The organism is Bernardetia aquimarina (genome assembly GCF_042180575.1).
Taxonomy (GTDB): domain Bacteria; phylum Bacteroidota; class Bacteroidia; order Cytophagales; family Bernardetiaceae; genus Bernardetia.
Genome location: NZ_CP170094.1, coordinates 1,445,785 through 1,469,417 on the forward strand (window position 1 = coordinate 1,445,785; position 23,633 = coordinate 1,469,417).

The window sequence follows — 23,633 nt, forward strand, 5'->3', positions numbered from 1 at the left end:
GTTCTGTATCTAACAGACACAATCATTTTTAATCATCGTACTACTAAAAAACAATTATCATGAAATTAGTCAATTTATTCAAAACAGCTACACTTGCCACGGCATTATTGTGTACAATCGGAATTTCAAATGATGCAAATGCACAATTTGGAAAAAAATTAAAAGATAAACTAGAAAAAAAACTAGCTGCTGCTGAAAGTGGTGGAAGCTCTAAGAAAGCAAAAGAAGCAGGTGCTCCTTATGGGGAAGATTTTTCAGATGATACAGGAGTTTCTGGAACATACAAAGCACTAGATGGTGTAGAGTTTGAAAATGCAATGGGAGCAAAACGTCGTCAGAGAACTTTAAAATTGAAATTTGTAGGGCGTGATGGTGATAAGTTTGTAAATACACTAGATGTTTTTTACAACAAAGAAGGAAATAAACACCCATTTTATCTTAAAGATAAAGAAACCAAAAAGTTAGGTGCAAAAGTATATCGCTTAGATAATTTTTATTCTGTTTGGTTGGTTGAAGCAGAACCAGGGGTACTTATTGCGCTCAACAACAAAACAACTCATTTAGATATCCTTAGGGGAGACGAAACTGTAACAGATGTTTTTGTTAAGGATGAAACCAAGTTAGAAGTGTATGACCTTGAAACTGCTCAAGCAAAATTTGAGCAAATGATAAACAAAGGTAAAGCAGAAGAAGACAAGAAAAAACAAGCACAGCTTATGGAATACAAAGCATATAAAGAAAATGTAGGTAAAGTAGTTTTTGTAGATAGCTATACTCGTTTCAATTACAAATATGGAGATAAGCCCACTGAAGATCCAAAAAACTTCATCAAAACAAGAGATATGGGAGATGATATTTTCTTAGGTGCTTATTTTAAGGAAAAAATTGGAACAAGCTGTGGTGCAGATTGTCAGCTTAATATTGTTTATGAAATGAATGGCAAAAAAGGCGACCGTGTAGCTCTTCGTAACTCTACTGCAAAGTGGAACAAAATGATTTCTGCTAAAAAGGTTACAGATAAATTTTGTTATAACCACGGACATCAATTAATTTCTTCTCGTGAAAACATCATTGATTATGCTTTTATGTACACATTGTATCAAAATAAAGCTGAGTTGAAAGAAGGACAAACTTACAAAATGACTGTAAAAATGTATTCTAATAATGATGGAAATAACGAAGCTCAAATTGCTGAAGGTACAATTAGTTTTGTTTATAAAGCTGCAAAAATGGAAAAGTGGTTTAAGCAGTTCAGAGAATGGTATGATGAATAATACAAAGCCTCTTTATTCAATAAAATTGAAAAATATTTAAAATAACTCGCACACGTAGTAGTAGCGAACCTATAAAGCCATTATAATTTTTATGATGGCTTTTTTAAAAAATTAACTCCAATTACCTAGTTTATTTCACACAAATTCCGTTTATTATGAAAAATTATTTTTTCAAAACACTGCTTTTTTTATTTTTATCCTTTACTGCAATTGCTCTACAAGCACAAACAACTACCTATTATGTCGACATAGATGCGCCATTAGGGGGAGATGGTTTAACTTGGGCTACAGCTTTCAATAATCTACAAGATGGAATTGATAATGCAGCTACTGTTTTTGCTAATAATGGAACTGGTATAGTACGTGTATCAGATGGAACATATCCTGCACCTGTAACTGGATTCCAATTAAAAAATGGAGTACAAATTTGGGGAGGATATAATTCACGTAGTGCGCCTGATTGGTTAATAAATGCTACACGTTTTTATGGAGGTGTTAGCACTACTGTATTAGGTACAAGTTGTTTTATAGCTAATCAAAATTTAGGCAATCAAACAATTCTTGATGGAATGAATATACTACCACCCAGCACAGGAACATTCTATGGAATAGAAATAAAAAATACTTGTCAAGTATTTGAAATGAGTGTTAATAACTGTAGCTTTGGTAGAGATATGAACCACTTTTTTTCTGGTTTATATGGAATAGCTTCAACCCAAAATAGTTATGTTACAGGAACATTCAATCCTAAAATAAATAACTGTACTTTTTATACTATTGTAGGTATTAATTTAGAAATTGGTGGTACAATAGCAGCAGATATATCTATTAATAATTCTACATTTCATAACAACCATAATGCTTCTATTCATTTGTATTCTCATTATTCTACAACTATTAACAACATAGGAAATGTAGATTTGAATATTAATAACTCTCGTTTTAATATAGACCGTAATGGAATTTGGTTAGAACTCCATGGAAATAATATGACTAGTAATGCAAATGTGACTAACTCAATACTTACAAGTTCATTTTCATATACTAACTCTACAGGAATTGACCTTAGATTTCATACTGACTTAACAGCAACTAATTGTACTCTATATGGTTTGTCTCAGCCAATAATGAAAACTAATACTGTCTTATCAACTTTTAATAATTGTATTTTTTGGGATTCGAATTATATTATAGTAGATGCAGGTACTTCAGGTTTTGTTCCAGCAACCTTTAATAATTGTTTGGTAGATGTTAGTTCTTGTTCGGCTATAAATCCTTCTTCTAATCATATTACTTGTAATAATGTGATTTATAATCAAAACCCTCAATTTTTAAGTACTGATTCTAACTCTTCTGATTATCTAAAACTAAGTAACAGTTCGCCTGCTCGCAATGCTGGCAACAACTCTTTTATTCCTGTTGGGGTTACTAAAGGATATGGAGGAAATAGTAGGATTTTGGAAAATATAGTGGATATGGGAGCTTATGAGCTTTGTCCTTCAAGAGCCTGTTCTTCTTCAAGTCATTTACCTTCTAGGAAAATAACTGCTGCTGTTTCAAACTCAGAAATTAATTCTATTGTATATCCAAACCCTGCTACTAACGTCCTAAATATAAAATCAGACTCAGAGATTGTATCTATATCTCTTCTGAATGTTCAAGGACAAGAAGTAAAGAAATGGAATACCAAAAATAAATTATATATCGGAGATCTTCCTATTGGAATGTATTTATTAAAGGTTAATACCACAGAAAGAATAGAACATATTCGTATAATAAAAGAATAAAAATTTATTTTATTATCAAAACAACATAAAAATAAGCCATTACAAAAGTTGCAATGGCTTATTTAATCTACTTCAAATTGTCTAATGTACTTCATACAAATTTTCTTAGTCATGAAAAATATTTCTTTTAAATTAATTCTATTTATAGCTTTCTTATTCTTAGGAATAGAAGCTCAAGCACAAAGCTATTTTTATGTCGACATAGATGCGCCAGCAGGGGGGAATGGATTGTCTTGGTCTACTGCTTTCAATAATCTACAAGATGGAATTGATAATGCAGCTACTGCTTTTGTCAATAATGGAGCTGGCATAGTGCGTGTTTCAGATGGAATGTACCCTACTGTAAATGGTTTTCAACTCAAAAATGGAGTTCAAATTTGGGGAGGATATAATGCACGTAGCGCACCTGATTGGTTAATCAATGCTACACGTTTTTTTAATGGAGCTATTACGATTATCGGACCAGATGGTAACACTGGTTCTACGAGGCAAGTACAAACTAATCTATTAACTCGTAATAGAGCTTTTGTGGCAGGGGAGGATTTGTGTGACCAAACAATGTTAAATGGTCTAAGGATGTCTGTGAATATGGGAATTAGGATAGATGCTTATACCTCATTTAGTGCAAAAATTATAAATTGTATATTTGATATACAATATTATAGAGACAATACAGGTGGTAGTTATGGTATTTCTGGACAAGCTACCTTGTTTAATCCTATAATATCAGAATGCGATTTTCTCTTAAGTTATTATTCTACAGCTATTTCTATTACAGGAAATTCTTTCACATCTGTTCTAAATCCAATTATATCTAAGACAACATTTAAAAATTCACAAATTCGGTATTTTTGGCATCATATGCAATCAAACATAGCTAATATAACTTTTGATAGGTGTGAATTTATAGATAGTGACTTGGACACTCCACTGACTCAGATCAAGGTAAGTAATTCAACTTTTTTTAACTTGAATCCTGTCATTCCTCCTAATGCTTTTTATCAATTTGGTACATCTTCTTTATCTAACACACCAAGCGTTATAGCAACTAATTGTACATTTTTTAGATCTCGAATACTTGGAAATAGAAATGAAACTTTTGAAAACTGTATATTCCGTAATATAACTTATCCTTTTCCAACTGGAATTTTCAACTTCAAAAACTGTCTATTTGATTATTATTCTTTCAATGGAAACTTAACAAATAATTCTGCTGTAAATGTGACAAATGCTATAATAGCAGACCCTCAATTTGTTACTACTAATCCAGTATCTAATGATTTTTTAAAAATTTCTACTAATTCACCTGCACGTAATGCAGGAAATAACTCTTTTATTCCTGTTGGCATCATTAAAGGATATGGAGGAAATAGTAGAATATTAGAAAGAACAGTAGATATTGGTGCATACGAGTTTTGTCCATCATTGGGAGCTTGTAGAACAACTACTACACCACAAGGAGGTGGACATACTCCAAGTAGAAAAATGACTGCTGCTATACAAAATTCAGAAATCAATTCTATTGTATATCCAAATCCTGCTACTAACGTCCTAAATATAAAATCAAAATCAGAGATTATATCTATATCTCTTCTGAATGTTCAGGGACAAGAAGTAAAGAAATGGAATACCAAAAATAAATTATATATCGGAGATCTTCCTATTGGAATGTATTTATTAAAGGTTAATACCACAGAAAGAATAGAACATATTCGTATAATAAAAGAATAAAAATTTATTTTATTATCAAAACAACATAAAAATAAGCCATTACAAAAGTTGCAATGGCTTATTTAATCTACTTCAAATTGTCTAATGTACTTCATACAAATTTTCTTAGTCATGAAAAATATTTCTTTTAAATTAATTCTATTTATAGCTTTCTTATTCTTAGGAATAGAAGCTCAAGCACAAAGCTATTTTTATGTCGACATAGATGCACCAGCAGGGGGGAATGGATTGTCTTGGTCTAGTGCTTACAATAACTTACAAGACGGAATTGATGATGCAGCAGCTACGTTTTCTTCAAATGGAGTAGCTGGTATAGTACGTGTCTCAGATGGAATGTATCCTACACCTGCAAGTGGTTTTCAACTAAAAAATGGGGTGCAAATTTGGGGTGGCTATAATGTACGCACAAACTCTAGTGGAAGCATACTACCCGATTGGTTGATTAATGCTACTCGTTTTTTCAATGAAACTACTACCACTATTGAACATAGACAAAATGTGGGTATTGAAGTAGATGAAAATTTGGGTAACCAAACAATATTAAACGGTTTATTTTTTCGTGGTGAAAATGGAAATGCTACAAACGGAATTATTATAAACTCTGCTCTTTCATTTAACGCAAAAATTATAAACTGCTCCTTTTATAATTCAAGAATTGTCTCAGGTGGAGCACTTACTAGGTTTACATCTACAATAGTAGGAAGCAGCTTTACCACATCGGCTACAATAGATACTGGTATTCATGTCTATGTAATTAGCCCAGACGACTTAGATCTAAATATATCTCAGACAACATTTAAAAATTCAAGTATCCGTTGTTATTCAAACTCTATACAAAACAAGGTTAGTAATATAGTTATTGATAGATGTAAATTTATGCACAGCTCAATTACTGCTAATCATAACTCTCATGTGGAAGCAAGTAATTCTATCTTTTCTACCTTACACCCTCCTTCTAATTATCCTTTTCTTCAATTCCATATATATGGAGCATCAGAACTTGTAGCAACTAATTGTACGTTTTCAAGCTCTGAAATGTTCCTGTCAATGAATGAGCAAACTTATGAAAACTGCATTTTTTACAACATAGGCTACCCTTCTGTAAATAGATATATGGCAGGTGGTATATATAATTTCAAAAACTGTCTATTTAATACTTCTATCAATACAACAAGCCTAATTAATCCTCAAACTACTGTCAGTTTCACAAATACTATAGTAGCAAATCCTCAGTTTGTTAGCACTAATCCTAACTCTACTGATTTTCTAAAATTAAGTAACAATTCACCTGCTCGCAATGCAGGAGGTAACTCATTTATTCCTGTCAGTATGACTAGAGGATTAGGAGGAAATAGTAGAATATTAGAAAGAACAGTAGATATTGGTGCATACGAGTTTTGTCCATCATTGGGAGCTTGTAGAACAACTACTACACCACAAGGAGGTGGACATACTCCAAGTAGAAAAATGACTGCTGCTATACAAAATTCAGAAATCAATTCTATTGTATATCCAAATCCTGCTACTAACGTCCTAAATATAAAATCAAAATCAGAGATTATATCTATATCTCTTCTGAATGTTCAGGGACAAGAAGTAAAAAAATGGAATACTAAAACTGAATTATATATTGGAGATCTTCCTGTTGGAATGTATTTATTAAAGGTAAATACAAAAGAGGGAACAGAACATATTCGTATTATAAAGGAATAAAAATATAGTTTCAATCTTCATCAAAGACAAAATTAAAAAAGCCATTACAGAAATTGTAATGGCTTTTTTAGTTTTAGAAAAAAATACATCTTTCCTAAAAAAACAGTATTTCTAATCAAGAATAGAAAATTATTTGTACTGATTATTATAATGTGCTCGTTTCTGTTTAGCTGCTTTTGGCTTGACATAACAAGCAGAACGCTGACAAGAAGTACCTACACTAGCAAAAGCTAAAAACGTAAAAACAATAAAAAGACGAAAACAAATAGAACGCATAAGTAAAATAAATTGAGAGTAATAAAAATGAAAATGATAGCTATTTATGAGATATAACAAGCAACATAACAATGAATAAACGTTACCTTATAATACTCTATTCGGAAAGAAAAGGTTGTATATACTTAAAAAATACAAATTGCATTAATATGACAAAGCAATGAAAATTCTTTTTTCTATACAACTTTTTTAGACTATTTTTATTGTGAATCAAATAAAGTATTGTATTTTTGAAAAAATCTAACACCTATTTTATTAATTATTATTGTTGTATGTCATTATCCTTTACTATTTCAGCTCCTTCTTTGGGTTTACGGCCTGAATTACAGCGCAAAATAAACCAAAAAACCAAACCGTTAGGTTCATTAGGAAGATTAGAAGGGGTAGCTCTTCAAATAGGACTTATTCAACAAACACTTTCCCCAACGCTTACAAATCCTCACATTGTTGTCTTTGCTGCTGATCATGGTATTGCAGAAAGTGGTGTTAGTCAGTATCCACAAGAAGTAACCTATCAAATGGTAAAGAATTTTTTGAGTGGTGGAGCAGCTATTAATATATTTTCTAAGCAAAATAATATTGAACTTCTAGTAGTAGATGCAGGAGTAAAAGGAGAGTTTGAAGAAATGCAAGACAATTTTTTAAACTTAAAAATAGCCTCTGGGACAAATAATTTTATGGAAAAACCTGCCATGACAGAGAAAGAAGGTTGGAAATGTATCAAACAAGGAAGTAAAGTCGTAGAAGATATTGCAAAAAACGGAACAAATATAATCGGCTTTGGAGAAATGGGAATTGGAAATACATCTTCTGCTTCTCTTATTTTGCATCACTTGACAGGTATAAAACTTGCTGAATGTATAGGAAGTGGAACAGGATTAAATGAAAATGGAATACAAAAAAAACTTACACTCTTAAAACAAGCCGACCGAAAATATCCAAAAAACCTAAAACCTTTTGAAGTATTATGTACCTTTGGAGGATTTGAAATTGCTCACATGGTAGGTGCAATGTTAGAAGCTGCCCAACAAGAAATAGTTATTTTGGTAGATGGTTTTATTGCTACTTCGGCTGCCATGATAGCCCATGCACTTTATCCACAAAGCAAAGAATATATGATTTTTTCTCATCAATCTGGTGAATATGGACACATTCACATGCTAGAACACTTGAGAGCAATGCCACTTCTTTTATTAGGAATGCGATTAGGAGAAGGGACAGGTTGTGCCATTGCTTATCCTCTATTAGAATCGGCTGTCAGCTTTCTGAATAATATGGCTTCTTTCGAAACGGCTGGAGTATCCTCAGAAAAAGTGTAATACAACATAAAATCTACTAAAAATCACATTTTACCTGCTAATTTCACAAACATTTGGTATAATAATAGAGTAGTTAAGAAGTAATTTATTTTTAACTCATATCAAACCAATTATGAAAAAGATTCACTTTATCAAAAAAGCTTTATTTATAGTTTTATTTATGGCTAGTTTTTCGTTTTCTAGCTACACATTTGCTCAACACACTCTCACAGTAGAAGTTTCGAATATCAAAAGTGACAAAGGAACAATAATGATAGCTCTTTTTAAAGGAGAAGAAGGTTTTCCAAAAGACGACTCAAAGGCTATCAAAAAAATGAAAGTAAATATCAAAGACAAAAAAGCAACAATTACCTTTACAGATTTGGAAACTGGAGAGTATGCTTTTGCGTTATTCCATGATGAAAATGGCAATAATGAAATGGATAGCAATATGTTCGGAATACCTAAAGAAGGTTACGGGTTTTCTACCAATTACAAACCGACGATGAGTGCACCTGATTTTGATGAAGCTGATTTTAAAATAGAAAGTGATACCATTCAAAAAGTCAAAATTATAAACTAAAACAATTCTCAATTTATATTATCTTGTTAAAAAATGATTCCTGTTACTATTACTGATAAAGCATTTTCTCATATTCAAACTATTTTAGAAACTAAAAGTATCCCAAAAGAATACGGCTTGCGCTTGATTGTACAGGGTGGAAATGGTTGTAGTGGAGTTAATTTTCGTTTGGGTTTTGATAAGAAAAAAGAAGAAGATGAATCTTATTTTTTAGAAAACCCTGCAAATAATAATGAAAAATTAGAAGTTATTTATCAAAAAAAAGATATGTTGTTTTTGATAGGATTAGAAATTGATTTTGAAGAGCGAAGCAGCGAACAAGGTTTTGTTTTTCAACCCAAAACTTTAGCAGAAGTAAAGTAATTATTTCAAGACAAAAAAATGACCAATAATCTATTTTATTGGTCATTTTTATATGATTTATAGTTTCAGATAGCTTTAAGCACCTACACTTTTAAACCACTCTTGAAAATGCTCTCCTACAATAGGAACAGGTTTGCGCTCTCCATTCATAGCTCCCATAAGTCCTATTATCCAAAAAACAATAGTAGCCAGACCAATAATCCAACCTACAAATGGAATCCAACTTACTGCAATTCCGATAAGAGCCAATCCTATCATCTGACGAACATGAAAGTTTACATATTCTGATTTTTCTTCTTGATTTTGAACAAAAGCTATAATTAATCCTATGATGGTAATATAAGCAATAATACCATTTGACTTTTCTTTTTCGGAAATAGTAAGACTTCTTTCAGTCGCTGTTTCTATATCTGAAAAGTTTTTTGATTGTTTTGATTCTTGAGATTCCATAATTTTTAGTAGTTGGTTTTTTAAAATTAGTAAAAAATAAAATTTGGCTTTGACTTTAATATACAAAAAAAACAATTCAAAAGACCCATCGAAAAATAATTTTATTTATTTTCTTCTAACTGTTCCAAAATAGCATCAGCTTTTTTTAGATTTATAGATTCTTTATCAGAAAAGAAAAGCCTAAACCATTTTTTATTACTGTTTTTGGGTGTAAAATTTAGAAAACACCAAATTCCCATAAATAGAAACATCAAAGTAATTAAAATCTGAATAATCCAAGCTGTCAAATTCATTGTAACAATCATTTCAGAATTGATATAAAAAGTCGTAAAAATAGGGAGTTGCAAGAGTGATAACCGAACAGTTGTAAGTGTTGTAAGCCTAAAATCTGCTATTTTTTTCTGTATTTCAACAACAGAATCCATTTCATTCATTTGTTTAATCAAAAAAAGATGGTAAATAGAAATTCCAATCGCAATTTTGGTAATCATTGAATGAATCAAAAGAGAAAAGAAGAGAAAATAACCTTCTACTTCAAAAGCCAAAACAAGAATAGAATCTATTCCAATAATCCAAACTATACCAATAAATATAGATATAATCCTTGTCCAACTTATAGAGTTGATGAGTTGATTTACCTTTCCTAGTTTTACTTCTTTCAAGATTTCTTTATTGATAGTCAAACTTTCATTAAGCTGAGAATCATAGTTTTGCCACATTTGTTTTAATTCTATTTCGTTCATGATGATATATTTTGATTTGTTATAAATGATTTATTTTTTAAGATTTTGAAATTTTTTGCTCAATATTTTTTTGATTCTATAAATTTTTGTAGAAATATTACTCAATGATAAGCCCATTATTTGAGCAATTTCAGTCTGATTTTTATCCTCCAAATACAGTAGAATAATTGCTTTATCTATTTCTTTGAGTTGGTAAATAAAAGTAGTCAGTAGTTGTAAGTTTTCATCTACTGGATTTTCGTTTTCTTCAAAATAAAGGAGTTCGTTTCCTTCAAAATTACTTTCATAACGAGTTCTTTTTTTTGTTTTTCTGTAAAAAGAAATCGCTACATTCAAAGAAATTCTATAAATCCAAGTTGATAATTGATAGGTTTTATCATATTTTTTAAAAGATTTCCACAACTGATAACTAATTTCTTGTACCAAATCTTGTCTGTCCATTGGTTCTTTGCAATACGAATTAGCTATTTTATAAATGATTCCTTTATTTGCTTCCAATACCTGCAAAAATTCTTTGTTTATTTCTGCTGACTGTTTTAGAGGAGGTTCTTTTTGTTTTCTTCGGAGTATTTTTTTGATAAACATAATTTTGATGACGTGTTTGTTTACTCTATTATTCGTCAGAGTTTGTATTTTCTCACAGAATTATTCAAAAAAATTAAATTATTTTAGTTCTTACTACTTTCTATTTTAAAAATTATGGCTAATCATTTGAATAGTATAAATCATAAAAACTATCCTAACTAATTGTAATTAAAATTATTCATGAAAAAATATTCTTTTCTCTTTCTTCTCTTTTTATTTTATTTTTCTTTTTGGAATGATGGCTTTTCACAAAATTCTATTTTAGAAGAATATCGAAAATTTTATCCCAAAGAAAAAGCTGTTTTTGTTTATCGCAACAAAAAAGTAACTATTGATTTTGATGTAAAAAAGGATAGTTTCAAAATTATTTCACAGATAGAATCACGCATGTTGCATTTGCGCCTTCACTCACAAGCCTACGCACAAGAAGCAATTACGTATTCAGATTACACCAAAATATCAGCTATTGATGCTTATTCTTTGGTACAGACTGCTGAGGGAATACAAAAAAAACAGGTTAATAATTTTCAAACTCGTGATGCCGTTTCTGATGATGTTTTTTATAATGATGTAAAAGAAAAAGTATTTCTATTTTCTAATATCACAGCAGGAACACAAACCCATCTTGCTTATACCGAAGAGCTTTTAGAACCTCGTTTTTTGGGTAGTTTTTTCTTTACTTCTTATATTCCTTCTAAAAAAACAGAAATTTCTGTTTCGGTAGCTAATAATATAGAAATTGGTTTTCAGCTTTTTGGAATGGATACGAGTAAAATCAACTTTACAGAAGAAATACAAGGAAATAGAAAAATTTATACGTGGGCTTTAGAAAATGCACCAAAATATACAGACGAAAAATCTTCACCTAACCTTCGTTATTACGAACCTCATATAGTTTTGTTTATCAAAAATAGAAGTCTAAAAACTACTCAAAATGATGATGATGAAATCAAAAAAACTCCCTTATCATCTTCTATAAAAGATTTATATAATTGGTATTATCCATTTATACACGAAATTGATACACTAAAAGAGTTTCCAGAATTAGAGTATTTTGTAGATGGATTGACAGCCAATGATACCACACAACTAAAAAAAGCTAAAACTATTTTTGATTGGATTGCTACTCAAGTTCAGTATATTGCTTTTGAAGATGGAGAACGTGGTTTCAGACCAGCACACCCCGAAAAAGTCTGTAAACGAAAATATGGAGATTGTAAGGATATGGCAAGCGCACTTTTAGCAATGTTGCGTATTGAAGGAATTGAGGCACATTTTGCGTGGTTGGGTTCTAGAGATTTACCTTATTCTTATTCTCAAACTCCTATTCCATTGGTGGATAATCACATGATTGTGGTTGCAAAAATTAATGGAAAGAATTATTTTTTAGATGCTACAGGAAATCAAGAAATATTTGGTACTCCTTCTTATTTTACACAAAATAAAGAGGCTTTAGTAGCGATTGATTCTGAAAACTTTGAAGTTTTGAAGGTTGATTCTACACCTTACTCTCAAAATATTGTTTATGATAGTGCAAAAGTAAAAATTGAAAGCGCAAAAATAACTATAACAGGAAGTATAATTTTAAAAGGATTTCCCAAAACTACAATAGCTCCTTATTTACAATTTCAAGATAAAGAAAAAGAAACTGAAGCCTTCAAACGTCTTTTAAATCCTCATGAGCCAACATTACAACTCAAAAAAACAGAAATTCTGCCTACCAAAAGAGAAAAACCATTGCAGATAAATTATGAATATGACATTCCAAATCATACACAGGCTTTGTATAGCGAGTTTTATATCAATCTTCACTTAAATCCTATTTGGAGAAATACAGAAATTGATAGTTTAAGAAAAACGCCTGTAAGTGCAAATTATAAATTCGAAAAAACACAAGTTTATGTGCTAGAACTTCCAAGAGGTGCAGCAGTAAAGTATTTACCTCAAAATCAAAATTATGATTCAGAATATTTTGGTTTTTCAGTAGAATACACCCGTACTTCCGAACAGATAATTCTAAAACATACCGTTTATAGCAATTATTTGATTTTACCTATTTCAGAATATAGAAACTGGAATGAAATGGTAAAACAGTTGCATAAAGCGTATCGACAAAATATTGTTTTGCAAAGGTAATTTATTCACCCTTTTTCATTAACCCCTAAGAGTCTGTGAAGACTCTTAGGGGTTAAATCTAAACATACAATTCTTCTTCTGCTTTTTTAGATTTTATTTCAGTTGGAATAATCAAACGATTGCTACGGTCATACGTAAAATAATTCCAAACCCAGCTTGTAAGAATAATAAAACGATTTTTGAAACCAATTATAAACATCAAATGAACAAAAAGCCATACAAACCAAGCAAAGAAGCCTTGAAAACTCATTTTGTTAGGTAAATCCACAACAGCACGATTTCGCCCAACAGTTGCCATACTTCCCTTATCAAAATACTTAAATGGTTTCATTTCTTTTTTATTGAGCATTCTTTCAAGATTATCGCCAAGTGCTTTTCCTTGTTGCATGGCTACTGGTGCAAGCATTGGAAAACCTTTTGGGTGGTCTTCCGAAACCATGGCAGCAATATCACCCAAAGCAAAAATATTATCGATTCCTTTTACTCTATTAAACTCATCTACAATAATTCTATTTCCTTTCATGATTGCTTCTTCTGGCAATCCTTTTATCAAATTTCCTGTAACTCCTGCTGCCCAAACAAGTGTAGTAGAAGGCAAACTCATTCCATTAGAAAGCTCTACATGACTCCCATCAAATGCTTTTACACTTACTTCTTTCCAAATCTGAACTGTAAAATCTTTTAGATATTCTTCTGCTTTTCGGCTTGCATTATTTGTCATTCCATTCAAAAGACCTTTTCCTGCTTCTACCAAGTGTATCTGCATTCTTCTAAAATCCAATTCAGGATAATCTTTTGGCAAAACATGTAATTTCAATTCTCCTAAAGCCCCAGCCACTTCTACACCTGTTGGACCTCCACCAACAATAACTACATTCATAAGAGATTGCTGCTCTTCAATAGTTTCGGCAAGCTGTGCCTTTTCAAAATTCTTTAATAAGTGATTACGAATCGCTAATGCTTGAGGAACTTGTTTGAGTGCAAATGCTCTTTCTTCAATCGATTTATTACCATAAAAATTAGTTTTTGAGCCATTCGCAATCACTAAATAATCGTAGCGTAATGTTCCCAAATTGGTATCTACTGTACTTTTATCGTGATGAATTTCGGTAACAGTAGCTACTCTAAAATAAAAATCAGACTTACTTTTACTACTCTTCAAAACTTTACGCAAAGGTCCTGCAATAGCATCGGCTTCTAATCCTGCTGTCGCTACTTGGTACAAAAGAGGCTGAAAAGTATGAAAATTATACCTATCAATCATCACAATTTGAGCATCAACCGAACGTAGTTTTTTGGTAAGTTCTAATCCAGCAAAACCTCCTCCAATAATCACAATACGTGGTTTGTTGGCAGCAGGAATGTGTAGCTCTGATGTAAAATTGAGTTCCGAGTTTGTGGCAGGCACTAACATAATAAGTTGTTTTTTATTAAAAAGGCGTTTTAGTATTCTAATTTTTAAGTTTGACTAACTAAAGTCGCTTTATTGAACGTAAATTAGCTTAGTAAGTTTAGATTATGTTAGTATTTTATTGTAAAATAGAAGAGTTTTAGATAGTTTTCTTTGTGGAATAATTTGATTTTTTTGAGTAAATTTGATTATTCTATTTGAAATGGTTTTAAGAATGTTCATTTTTCCATAGAATTGGGTTTGCAAACCCAATTCTATGGAAAAATGACACTGCCTTTGTTGGTGTTTTAGCATAGCGACACCAACAAAAATACGTACAAAACTCATTCTTAAACACCTTCTTTATAAAGTAGAATTAGTTATAAGTGTTGAGAAGATTCCGATTAAATTAATAAAGATAATATGATTGAAAGATATATAAATCCATTTACTGATTTTGGTTTCAAAAAAATATTTGGAGAAGAAGCAAACAAAGATTTGTTATTAGATTTTTTGAATCAACTTTTTACAGAAAGAGGAGTAATAAAAGAAATTACGTATCTAAAAAATGAAAATTTAGGAAGAGGAGATACAGACAGAAAAGCTGTTTTTGATTTGTATTGTAGAAATGAAAAAGACGAGCGTTTTATTATAGAATTACAGAAAGCAAAACAGAATTATTTTAAAGATAGAAGTATTTATTATTCTACTTTTCCCATTCAAGAACAAGCACAGAGAGGTGAGTGGAATTTTAAATTACAAGGGGTTTATACCATTTCTATAATGGATTTTGTTTTTGATGATACACACAAAGACCAGCTAAGGCACGATGTAGCGTTAATGGAAAAGTCAACGAAAGAAGTTTTTTATGATAAATTGCTGTTCATTTATTTAGAAATGCCAAAGTTCAATAAAACGATTGACGAACTAGAAACACAATTTGATAAATGGCTTTATGTACTCAAAAATTTGCATAGATTAGACAGAATTCCAGATAAATTAAAGACAAGTATGTTTGAAAAAGTATTTGAAATTGCTGAAATTACAAAGTATAACGAACAAGAAAAATATGCGTATCAAGATAGTTTGAAAGTGTATAGAGATATGAAAAATGTAATTGATACGGCTGTAAGAGAAAGTCATATAGAAATAGCCAAAGACTTATTGAAGGAAGGAATGCCGATTGAGAAAATATCTCAAATTTTAAAATTATCTACAACCGAAGTAGAAAAACTAAAAAATAACTAAATTATGACACTAGAAGAATTTTGCCCTAATACTTACGAAGAGTATGCAAAAATACATGGCGACTCTTTTGAATCTTTAAAAATATATAGAGATTTAAGAAACGTAATTGATACAGCTATTGGAGATGCCATTGAAAAAAGCAATCACGAAAGAAATGTACAATTAGTCAAAAATTTACTCTTGATACTTCAAAAATAGCTATTTTAGACTATCAAAAAGATGGACTTCATCAAGTATTTGAAGATGCAGAAAAATCAGAATTAACAAGTACAGATTTTAAAATAATAGAAGAATTGATTAGAGAATCTATTGAAAGTCATAATCAAGCTACAAGAAATAAAATTGAAATAGGCGATTATTATAGACAGTATATAGTGGTAAAAAACAAACTTGGAGAGAAAGAAGTTTGGATAAACTGCTTTTGTAGAAACACAGAAAGCAATTGGAGACAAGAAATAGTGCAAGTTAAAGATGGAGGAAGTTGTTACTTTAATCTTAAAATTAATCTATCAAAAAAACAGCATTATAATTTCAGGGTAAATGGAGAAGCGTAGTTTTTAAAAACCTAAACCACTAAAAAATGAATTACTTCAAAAACAAAACAGTTTGGATTACAGGTGCATCTTCTGGAATTGGAGAAGAGCTTGTTTATGCACTATCAAATCTGAATCTTGATACGAAAATCATTATTTCAGCAAGAAGAATTGAAGAATTAGCAAGAGTAAAAGAAATAAGCCAAAACAGGGAAAATATAGCTATTCTTCCTTTAGATTTGACAAAATCTGATTTTGAAGAAAAAACAAAAGAAGCAATTTCATTTTTTGGAAAGGTTGATATTCTAGTTCATAATGGAGGAATTAGTCAGCGTTCGTATATAAAAGATACCAAAATGGAAGTTTATCGCAAGATTATGGAAGTCAATTATTTTGGTTATGTCGGACTTACAAAAGCAATTTTACCTCACTTTGTAGAAAATCAAACTGGACATTTTGTAGTAATTACGAGTGTTTTGGGGAAATTAGCAACTCCTATGCGTGGTGCTTATTCAAGCTCAAAACACGCTTTGTATGGTTTCTTTGATGGACTTAGAGCTGAGTTTTATAATGATAATATAAAAGTTTCGATGATTGCCCCTGGTTTTATTCGTACCAATGTTGCCATAAACGCACTCACAGAAACAGGAGAAACATTTGCCAAAATGGGTAAAAACACAGGCGAAGGTTATCCTGCTGACAAATGTGCTCATCAAATTTTGCAGGCTATCAAGAATCAAAAAAAAGAAACTTATGTAGGCAAACCTTTTGGAAAAGAGCGTTTAGGGTTATATCTAAGACGATTTTTCCCCAATCTATTTTTCAATATTGCTAGAAAACAAACTCCTGAATAAAATATTTATATTCCACCCAAAATATAAGTTGCCATTACACACAAGATAAAATACGCCACTAAATTAGCTGCACCTACATAATCTTTGACAATTCGCTGACCAAAGAAGAGCATTGTAATATTGATAGTTGCCAAAACAGCTCCTATATAAGCAAATTTTACATCGCCTGTAAGTAAAAGTGTTATAACTCCGATAGCACTAAAAACACCTGCTGCTACTTCAAAAATAGTAACAATAACTAAAAGAGGAGTTATCGGTTTTTCCAAATACGAGTCTTTGAAGTGATCGACAAGCCAAGACCAGTTTTCGTCCCAACGAAAAACCTTATTAAAGCCAGATTGAATAAATAAAATAGCTAAAAATAGTGAGCAAATTATTTGTAAAAACAACTTGGCTTCTGCTGGATTAGTAAAAAATGAAAGTATATCTAGTAACATAAATGAAATGGTAAATTGTACGTGATAAATTACAAATGAAATAAAAACAAATATTTATTTAAAATCAATTATTAAACTTTCTTTCAAAAAATTCTAATGCCAAACGGTAGCTTTCCATTCCAAAACCTACAATTACACCAATACAGGTTGCACTCAAATAACTTTTATGTCTAAATTCTTCTCGTGCAAAAGTATTCGAAATATGAACTTCAATGACAGGTGTAGAAATACTTGAAATGGCATCCCCAATAGCAACCGAAGTATGTGTAAAAGCTCCTGCATTCAAAATTATACCATCAGCATTAAAACCAATTTGGTGTAATTTATCTATAATTTCGCCTTCGTGATTAGATTGAAAATAATGTAATTCTACTGATTTATCCGAAAAATCGTGTTGCAATTCTTCAAAATACGCTTCAAATGACTGATTTCCATAAATAGACGGCTCTCGTTTGCCTAAAAGATTGAGATTTGTACCATTTATTATCCATAACTGTTTTTTCATAGTTTATTTATTCAAACCTATTGAAAACCTTATAGGTTTATTTCTATATTTATTCTGCAAAAAGCATATTTTAATTGATTTTTTCAAACTTATTTTCAAACTTTTTGTAACTATATAGCCGATGCTTTCAAAGTGTCGTTTAAATAAGCATTTTTTATAATGACACTTGGAAAAAAGTGTCAGCTACATTTTACCGTTGCTTGTGTCCCCACGAGCGACCGTTTTCTACTAAATTTATGAAAAAAGTAATAGTAATTGGTTCTGGTTTTGCTGGTCTTTCGGCTGCTGCGTGTTTAGCACAAAAGGGTTTTGATGTAACTGTCTTAGAAAAAAATGATTCTCTTGGAGGTCGTGCTAGGCAATGGATAACAGAAGGGTTTACATTTGATATGGGACCAAGTTGGTACTGGATGCCTGATGTTTTTGAAGAATATTTTGCGTTATTTGGAAAAAAAGTAAGTGATTATTATGACTTGCATCGCCTAGACCCTGCATATAGAGTTTGGTTTGAAGAACATGATTTTGTCGATATTCCTGCAAACATGGAAGAATTAGAAAATCTTTTTGAGAGTTATGAAGAAGGAAGTAGCTTAAAATTACGTGAGTTTTTGGCGCAAGCAAAATATAAATATGAAGTTGGAATGAGTGAGTATGTTTTTCGTCCTTCCCATTCAATTACCGAGTTTATAGATTATCGTTTGATGAAAGAAAGTTTGCGTATTCAGATGCTTACTTCGATGAGTAAACATGTCAAGCAATTCTTTACCCATGAAAAACTAATAAAATTATTAGAATTTCCTGTGCTTTTTTTGGGTGCAACTCCACAAAATACGCCTGCATTGTATAGTATGATGAATTATGCTGATTTGTCGCTCGGAACGTGGTATCCGATGGGAGGAATGAATAAAATCATTGAGGCCATGGTAAGCGTAGCAGAAGAACAAGGCGTAAAATTCAAAACTGAAACCGAAGTTCAGAAAATTGTTACTAAAAATGGCAAAGCTGGGTCTGTCTTGACTTCAAAAGGAGAGTTTCATGCTGATTGGATTGTGGCAGGAAATGACTATCACAACACCGATCAAAAATTATTAGACAAAGCTGACCGAAATTATACCGAGAAATATTGGGATGATAGAACCATGTCGCCTTCCAGTTTGCTATTTTATTTAGGAATAGATAAAAAATTAGATAACTTGGAACATCACAATTTATTTTTTGATGAAGATTTTAATAAACATGCAGAGGAAATTTATACAAATCCTCGTTGGCCTTCAAAGCCGTTATTTTATGCGTGTTGTCCTTCACAGACTGATAATGAAGTTGCGCCAGAAGGAAAAGAAAATCTATTTTTGTTAGTTCCGATTGCTCCTGGATTGCCAGATGGAGAAACAATTAGAGAAAAATATTATAACCTAGTGATGGATAGATTGGAAAATCTAACAGGACAAAAAATTAGAGAACATGTTATTTTGAAGCGAAGTTATGCTTTAGATGATTTTAAGGCTGATTATAATTCTTTCAAAGGAAATGCTTACGGACTTGCAAACACACTTTCACAAACAGCATTCTTCAAACCTAAAATGAAATCTAAAAAAATAAGTAATTTGTTTTTCACAGGACAACTGACTGTGCCAGGTCCAGGTGTTCCTCCTTCCATTATTTCGGGTCGTGTGGTGGCTGATGAAGTGGCAAAGGAAGCGAAGAAGATTTTTGAGGAAGTTTAATTTAGTAGTAAAATATAGTTGTTATTCATTTTTTATTCTTATTAGAAACAAATAACAACTATATTTTTTAGCCTAAAAGAAATTATTCAAACTCTACACTTCTCAAAACTTTTACTTTTACGTAATCTTCAATTTTAGGGTTATAATATTCTTTCTCATAATATTCTACACTGACAGACATACCTTTGAGTTTGCTATAGTTTTCTTTTACTTCATCTGCATTTTCAAAAAACTCTAACCAAAGTATATTATGCGAACGTCCTTCTTCATCTTTAATAATTATAGTTACAAAACTACCTTCTTCGACTGAAGAAATAGTTCCTGTAAGTGCCTGACTTACAACTTCTTCTTTTTTTCTCTCTTCTTCCATTTCTTTTTTTGCAAATCCCATAAACACAGCAGGACATTTGGTAGCCATGTTTAACCCCAAATCCTCAGCAAAAGCTGACATATCATCCTCACCTTTAATATTGATACCCACTTTGCTTAATTGTTTCTGATTACTGCTAATGGATTGCATCATGCACATTCCTAGTTTTAATTTTAGGTCTTCTTCATCATCCAAATCTACATCACTTGTAGTAATACAATCACAGATTTCTTGAGCCATTTTATCTTTTACAGCATCAGCTTTTTTGTTTTGAGAAAAAGCAATAGAAGAAAAACCAACAAGAAAGAAAAAGAGGAAAATAATTTTTTTCATAAAAAATATAGATTTTGATTAAATAATAAAGATACAAGATTTGTTAAAACGTAATGAAATAAATAAAGTTGTCTAAGATTAAATAGAGTTGTGGAATTAAGAACAACGTATTTTCTACTAAAAGGTAACTTATATTTATTCCTCCTAAAGAACAAAGATATTAATTTTTAAATCCTTTTAACAAAAAATCAGTCGTAAAAGTAGCATATAACCCTGTGCTAAAATTAAATTCTTGTGTTCCTAAATTGTAATAAGGCGTAACACGAAAGACTATTTTGGCATCATCTTTTGCAAGATTTGGAATAGAAAAATTTGTCAGAATGCGTAGAATAAGTAAACTTCTTAACGGTTCGTTTTCTGCATTTGGGTCAAATATACGACTTGTCGAACTATAAATATCGCCACCCAAAGGAGCTACAAAATCTTGTCCTCGCCAGTAAGAAAACATGAATTGATGTTTTTTGGTAGCAAATTCTAAGTTTGCATAAATTCCCATTCCACTTTCAAAGGTAAAACTAGGAACAGAAGAATTATCTATAAAAAAAACTCCATAAAGATGTGTTCGGATATATTTTAAATATGAATTTTTTTTCTCATTATTATCAAAATAATAGGTTGTTTTATTTCCTATTGCAGCATTAAAGATGGTAACCAAAGGATTATTTGTAGTATTGATTTGTCCTCCTTTATGAATTGCTGTAAGTTGAATAGGAATTGCACTTTTCCATTTTTTATACGTGAATATATTTCGTTCTACATTCAATCCAAAATGCAGTTCTTCATCAAAATCTGAATACGGATAAATCATTGTTACCCAATCTATCCATGTATCTAAAGATGTATTTTTTGATATGTATTTATATTGAACTCCATTTTCAAGCCGTCTATTTATAATATTTTCAAAATTAAATAAAGGTTCTATTAGATTATGTTGTAGATTTCCTTCTAAGTTTCCAAAAACAAACTGATGCTTATCTTTTTTATATAAAAATTGAAAATAAGGCTGAATTTGATTAAAATGAGAGTTATTATGCTCACTTCCAAAGTCTTTTCTCAAAAAAACACCTGCCGAAATTTTGAGTGTTGTATCAACAGAATAAGATAATTTACTCAAAAATTGTGACCCAAAAAGTGTATAACCATCTGCAATAGTTTCAAAAAATTCTCTATTTCTAAAAAAGCCAAAATAAGCTATTTCAAGATTTAATTGTCTTTGATTTGAATTTTGACTCAATGCCAAAGAAGAGTCAGAAAATGAATAAAACTCTTTTTTAGGATAAAACGAACGATTATCTAATTGTGCAAAACCAAGAAAAGGAAGCAAAGATAAAACAATAAAACTAGCAAGAAATAGTTTTGAATAAATTGATTTCATTAGTTTCGATTATCTTGAATATACTTACCTTTTTCATCCCATTCCCTTATAATATAGGGCTTTGTAGCTTTGTCAAAAGGGTCTTCTCTATATTGAGTTTCTATGTGGCGTTGCCCTTTTGCATTTTTTGCTTTTCCATCATAATAACTCATCCAACGTTTTACTCGTCTTCCATATTGATAATTTCCTTCTTCTTTAATTGCTCCACTTTCATAAAAAATAATATAATGTCCGTGGATATAATTACTTTCCATTGGGATTATTTCTTTTATTTTTGTTTTTTGCTTGTCATAATAAACAAACTTTGTGTTTTTTGGAAACCCTTTATAATAGATTTCTTTGTTGGTCAGTACACCACTAGAGTGATAGCTTTCCCAACGTCCATGTTTTGTACCGACATAATAAATTCCACTTTCGACTACTTTTCCATTTTCTTTTCGCTCATAAGGTCCGTGTAAAACCAAATGATTGTCAGCACTTATACGAGGAAGTGTTTTTATTTTTTCAGATTTTATATCAAAAACATAATAAACATCCACCAAAGGGTCAGGATTTTTGAAGTCTTTGAGATAATAAAATGTTTCTACAATCGTCTTGCGTCCTTGTTCGTACTTTCTAAAAATACGTTTTGTTTCTAATCCATAATAATACCCTTTGGGTTCTTTATTTCTTTTGTTTCTTTTTTTGGAAGAAGAGCCATTTTTTTTCAAATCTAAAAAAAGCATAGCTTCACCTTCTGTATTTGATTGACTTGCTACATCTTTATTTTTTTTATCTCCATTAAGTAAAATAATAGGTTTTGTATCTGTCGTTAATTGATTTGGAAGTTCAGTAGAAAGAGAATCCGTTTGAGCATACAATTTTTGAGAAAATATAGAAAGAAAAACCCCTATAAAAATGCAATAATTTATATTAAAATTCATATTATTTTTTTTCTGTTTTTTAATAACACTTAGGTAGTATCAATTATAGTTTTATCTACTGTAAATTTACAAAAATTACACCTATTCATTCTATTTTATCTAAATTTTAACTATAAAAATCATAAATAGGATTAGAATAATTATAAATTTATGTAATTTAAACGAAGAAAAGTCTGATTCTTTATATAAAAAATCAGACTTTATTATTTTTTTGATAAACATGAAATTATTTTTTGGCTATAACCACTACTACAAGACCAATAATAGCTACTACACCACCTCCAATAATTAGAGGGTTGGTCATAGGGTCTTCTTTTTTTGTATTAATTTCTGTTTTTCCAATTTGTACGAGTGTTTTCGAAGAAGCTTCATTTTGATAAAAACCAAAAGCAGCTAATAAAATACCAATAACTAAAACAGCAATTCCAACAGACTTTTTCATAGAAAAATAGATTTAAAAAATAAAGGTTAAAAAATATATACTAAACTAATGTGAAATGAGATTAATATCTAGTTCTAAATCGTCTTGATAATCCTCTCCACTTTCCATCATATCATAGTCATTTGATTTGTAATACCAATTTACTGTAACTTGCCCACCTTGATTGAGTGCATAATCTTCAAATATTTCCAAAAACTCCAAAAAACAACGAGAACAAACTGTATTATAATAATTCATTTTGAATTCTAATGTAATTGTAAGTGCTGGTTCTTCCAAATACTCGTTTACCCACTTATAAATTGGAGCAAAAAATTCTTCTGTATATTCGTGATAACATTGCCCTGAAAACTCCAAAAGCCCTTTTGTAGCATCAAAACGTACTTCTGGAATATATTTTTTTCCTTCTATATAAAAAATAGGTGGATTCATGTACTTTATGATAAGTTAGCAAGTGTGATAAAATGGCTAGTATTTTATAGAAATAAGCTCCATAAGAATACTCTATAAAAATAGTTATGAACTAATTTACAAAATTAATGCTGTAATAAAATATCAATACA

Annotated in this window: 25 protein-coding genes; 13 read left to right on the forward strand and 12 right to left on the reverse strand. The window is 30.6% G+C overall.

Going from position 1 to position 23,633, the window contains the following annotated elements; all coding sequences use genetic code 11:
- Positions 1-59: 59 nt before the first annotated feature.
- The 4 genes from ACE193_RS06060 to ACE193_RS06075 all read left to right on the forward strand — a co-directional run bounded on the left by ACE193_RS06060 (position 60) and on the right by ACE193_RS06075 (position 6,505).
- The gene (locus ACE193_RS06060) at positions 60-1,274 is read left to right on the forward strand and encodes a hypothetical protein (protein WP_375562111.1); all 1,215 of its coding nucleotides are present in this window, start codon (positions 60-62) and stop codon (positions 1,272-1,274) included.
- A gap of 155 nt (positions 1,275-1,429) precedes the next feature.
- Positions 1,430-3,061 carry a T9SS type A sorting domain-containing protein gene (locus ACE193_RS06065; protein WP_375562112.1) on the forward strand — a complete coding sequence of 544 codons (1,632 nt, stop codon included), beginning with the start codon at positions 1,430-1,432 and terminating at the stop codon, positions 3,059-3,061.
- A gap of 111 nt (positions 3,062-3,172) precedes the next feature.
- The gene (locus tag ACE193_RS06070; protein WP_375562113.1) at positions 3,173-4,792 is read left to right on the forward strand and encodes a T9SS type A sorting domain-containing protein; all 1,620 of its coding nucleotides are present in this window, start codon (positions 3,173-3,175) and stop codon (positions 4,790-4,792) included.
- Positions 4,793-4,903: 111 nt separating this feature from the next.
- Positions 4,904-6,505, forward strand: a complete 1,602-nt coding sequence (locus tag ACE193_RS06075; RefSeq protein ID WP_375562114.1) for a T9SS type A sorting domain-containing protein — start codon at positions 4,904-4,906, stop codon at positions 6,503-6,505.
- A 129-nt stretch (positions 6,506-6,634) separates the two neighbouring features.
- Here the strand turns inward: ACE193_RS06075 and ACE193_RS06080 are convergent, their stop codons facing one another.
- Positions 6,635-6,781 (reverse strand): hypothetical protein, encoded by a 147-nt coding sequence (locus ACE193_RS06080; RefSeq protein ID WP_375562115.1) that lies wholly within the window; start codon positions 6,779-6,781, stop codon positions 6,635-6,637.
- A gap of 272 nt (positions 6,782-7,053) precedes the next feature.
- Here ACE193_RS06080 and cobT point away from each other — a divergent pair, with 272 nt between their 5' ends.
- The 3 genes from cobT (at position 7,054) to ACE193_RS06095 (ending at position 9,025) form a co-directional block, all read left to right on the forward strand.
- Entirely contained in the window at positions 7,054-8,100 is a 1,047-nt protein-coding gene (gene cobT, locus ACE193_RS06085) for a nicotinate-nucleotide--dimethylbenzimidazole phosphoribosyltransferase (RefSeq protein ID WP_375562116.1), read from the forward strand.
- A 112-nt stretch (positions 8,101-8,212) separates the two neighbouring features.
- Positions 8,213-8,662, forward strand: a complete 450-nt coding sequence (locus ACE193_RS06090) for a DUF2141 domain-containing protein (protein WP_375562117.1) — start codon at positions 8,213-8,215, stop codon at positions 8,660-8,662.
- 33 nt (positions 8,663-8,695) lie between these two features.
- Positions 8,696-9,025 (forward strand): HesB/IscA family protein, encoded by a 330-nt coding sequence (locus ACE193_RS06095; RefSeq protein ID WP_375562118.1) that lies wholly within the window; start codon positions 8,696-8,698, stop codon positions 9,023-9,025.
- Between the two features lie 75 nt (positions 9,026-9,100).
- On the opposite strand, the gene ACE193_RS06100 is transcribed toward ACE193_RS06095, so the two are convergent.
- The 3 genes from ACE193_RS06100 to ACE193_RS06110 form a co-directional block, all read right to left on the reverse strand.
- Positions 9,101-9,475, reverse strand: coding sequence for a DUF4870 domain-containing protein (locus ACE193_RS06100; protein ID WP_375562119.1), 375 nt, complete (start codon positions 9,473-9,475; stop codon positions 9,101-9,103).
- 101 nt (positions 9,476-9,576) lie between these two features.
- Positions 9,577-10,218 (reverse strand): hypothetical protein, encoded by a 642-nt coding sequence (locus ACE193_RS06105; protein ID WP_375562120.1) that lies wholly within the window; start codon positions 10,216-10,218, stop codon positions 9,577-9,579.
- A gap of 30 nt (positions 10,219-10,248) precedes the next feature.
- Entirely contained in the window at positions 10,249-10,803 is a 555-nt protein-coding gene (locus tag ACE193_RS06110) for an RNA polymerase sigma factor (protein WP_375562121.1), read from the reverse strand.
- Positions 10,804-10,983: 180 nt separating this feature from the next.
- Between ACE193_RS06110 and ACE193_RS06115 the strand changes: the two genes are divergently transcribed.
- Positions 10,984-12,939, forward strand: coding sequence for a DUF3857 domain-containing protein (locus ACE193_RS06115; protein WP_375562122.1), 1,956 nt, complete (start codon positions 10,984-10,986; stop codon positions 12,937-12,939).
- A gap of 58 nt (positions 12,940-12,997) precedes the next feature.
- Here the strand turns inward: ACE193_RS06115 and ACE193_RS06120 are convergent, their stop codons facing one another.
- Positions 12,998-14,353, reverse strand: a complete 1,356-nt coding sequence (locus ACE193_RS06120; RefSeq protein WP_375562123.1) for an NAD(P)/FAD-dependent oxidoreductase — start codon at positions 14,351-14,353, stop codon at positions 12,998-13,000.
- Positions 14,354-14,752: 399 nt separating this feature from the next.
- On the opposite strand from ACE193_RS06120, the gene ACE193_RS06125 reads away from it, so the two are divergent.
- From ACE193_RS06125 to ACE193_RS06140, 4 genes are all read left to right on the forward strand, one after another.
- Positions 14,753-15,577, forward strand: a complete 825-nt coding sequence (locus ACE193_RS06125; protein WP_375562124.1) for an Rpn family recombination-promoting nuclease/putative transposase — start codon at positions 14,753-14,755, stop codon at positions 15,575-15,577.
- A 3-nt stretch (positions 15,578-15,580) separates the two neighbouring features.
- Entirely contained in the window at positions 15,581-15,775 is a 195-nt protein-coding gene (locus ACE193_RS06130) for a hypothetical protein (RefSeq protein ID WP_375562125.1), read from the forward strand.
- Positions 15,776-15,870: 95 nt separating this feature from the next.
- Positions 15,871-16,131: a hypothetical protein gene (locus ACE193_RS06135; RefSeq protein ID WP_375562126.1), complete on the forward strand. Its 261-nt coding sequence runs from the start codon at positions 15,871-15,873 to the stop codon at positions 16,129-16,131.
- A gap of 26 nt (positions 16,132-16,157) precedes the next feature.
- The gene (locus tag ACE193_RS06140) at positions 16,158-16,964 is read left to right on the forward strand and encodes an SDR family oxidoreductase (RefSeq protein WP_375562127.1); all 807 of its coding nucleotides are present in this window, start codon (positions 16,158-16,160) and stop codon (positions 16,962-16,964) included.
- A gap of 5 nt (positions 16,965-16,969) precedes the next feature.
- On the opposite strand, the gene ACE193_RS06145 is transcribed toward ACE193_RS06140, so the two are convergent.
- Both ACE193_RS06145 and aroQ read right to left on the reverse strand, forming a co-directional pair.
- Positions 16,970-17,401: a DoxX family membrane protein gene (locus tag ACE193_RS06145; protein ID WP_375562128.1), complete on the reverse strand. Its 432-nt coding sequence runs from the start codon at positions 17,399-17,401 to the stop codon at positions 16,970-16,972.
- Between the two features lie 64 nt (positions 17,402-17,465).
- Positions 17,466-17,906 carry a type II 3-dehydroquinate dehydratase gene (gene aroQ / locus ACE193_RS06150; RefSeq protein WP_375562129.1) on the reverse strand — a complete coding sequence of 147 codons (441 nt, stop codon included), beginning with the start codon at positions 17,904-17,906 and terminating at the stop codon, positions 17,466-17,468.
- 236 nt (positions 17,907-18,142) lie between these two features.
- Here aroQ and ACE193_RS06155 point away from each other — a divergent pair, with 236 nt between their 5' ends.
- Positions 18,143-19,630 carry a phytoene desaturase family protein gene (locus ACE193_RS06155; protein ID WP_375562130.1) on the forward strand — a complete coding sequence of 496 codons (1,488 nt, stop codon included), beginning with the start codon at positions 18,143-18,145 and terminating at the stop codon, positions 19,628-19,630.
- An 82-nt stretch (positions 19,631-19,712) separates the two neighbouring features.
- Here ACE193_RS06155 and ACE193_RS06160 read toward each other — a convergent pair whose 3' ends face one another.
- The 5 genes from ACE193_RS06160 to ACE193_RS06180 form a co-directional block, all read right to left on the reverse strand.
- Positions 19,713-20,333 (reverse strand): hypothetical protein, encoded by a 621-nt coding sequence (locus ACE193_RS06160; RefSeq protein ID WP_375562131.1) that lies wholly within the window; start codon positions 20,331-20,333, stop codon positions 19,713-19,715.
- Between the two features lie 160 nt (positions 20,334-20,493).
- Positions 20,494-21,708 (reverse strand): hypothetical protein, encoded by a 1,215-nt coding sequence (locus ACE193_RS06165; protein WP_375562132.1) that lies wholly within the window; start codon positions 21,706-21,708, stop codon positions 20,494-20,496.
- Positions 21,708-22,631 (reverse strand): toxin-antitoxin system YwqK family antitoxin, encoded by a 924-nt coding sequence (locus ACE193_RS06170; RefSeq protein WP_375562133.1) that lies wholly within the window; start codon positions 22,629-22,631, stop codon positions 21,708-21,710. The genes ACE193_RS06165 and ACE193_RS06170 overlap by 1 nt, the downstream gene beginning before the upstream one ends.
- Before the next feature lie 226 nt (positions 22,632-22,857).
- On the reverse strand, positions 22,858-23,073 hold the full coding sequence (locus ACE193_RS06175; protein ID WP_375562134.1) for a DUF3185 family protein: 216 nt from the start codon (positions 23,071-23,073) through the stop codon (positions 22,858-22,860).
- A gap of 45 nt (positions 23,074-23,118) precedes the next feature.
- Positions 23,119-23,502 (reverse strand): DUF1987 domain-containing protein, encoded by a 384-nt coding sequence (locus ACE193_RS06180; RefSeq protein ID WP_375562135.1) that lies wholly within the window; start codon positions 23,500-23,502, stop codon positions 23,119-23,121.
- Positions 23,503-23,633: the final 131 nt, after the last annotated feature.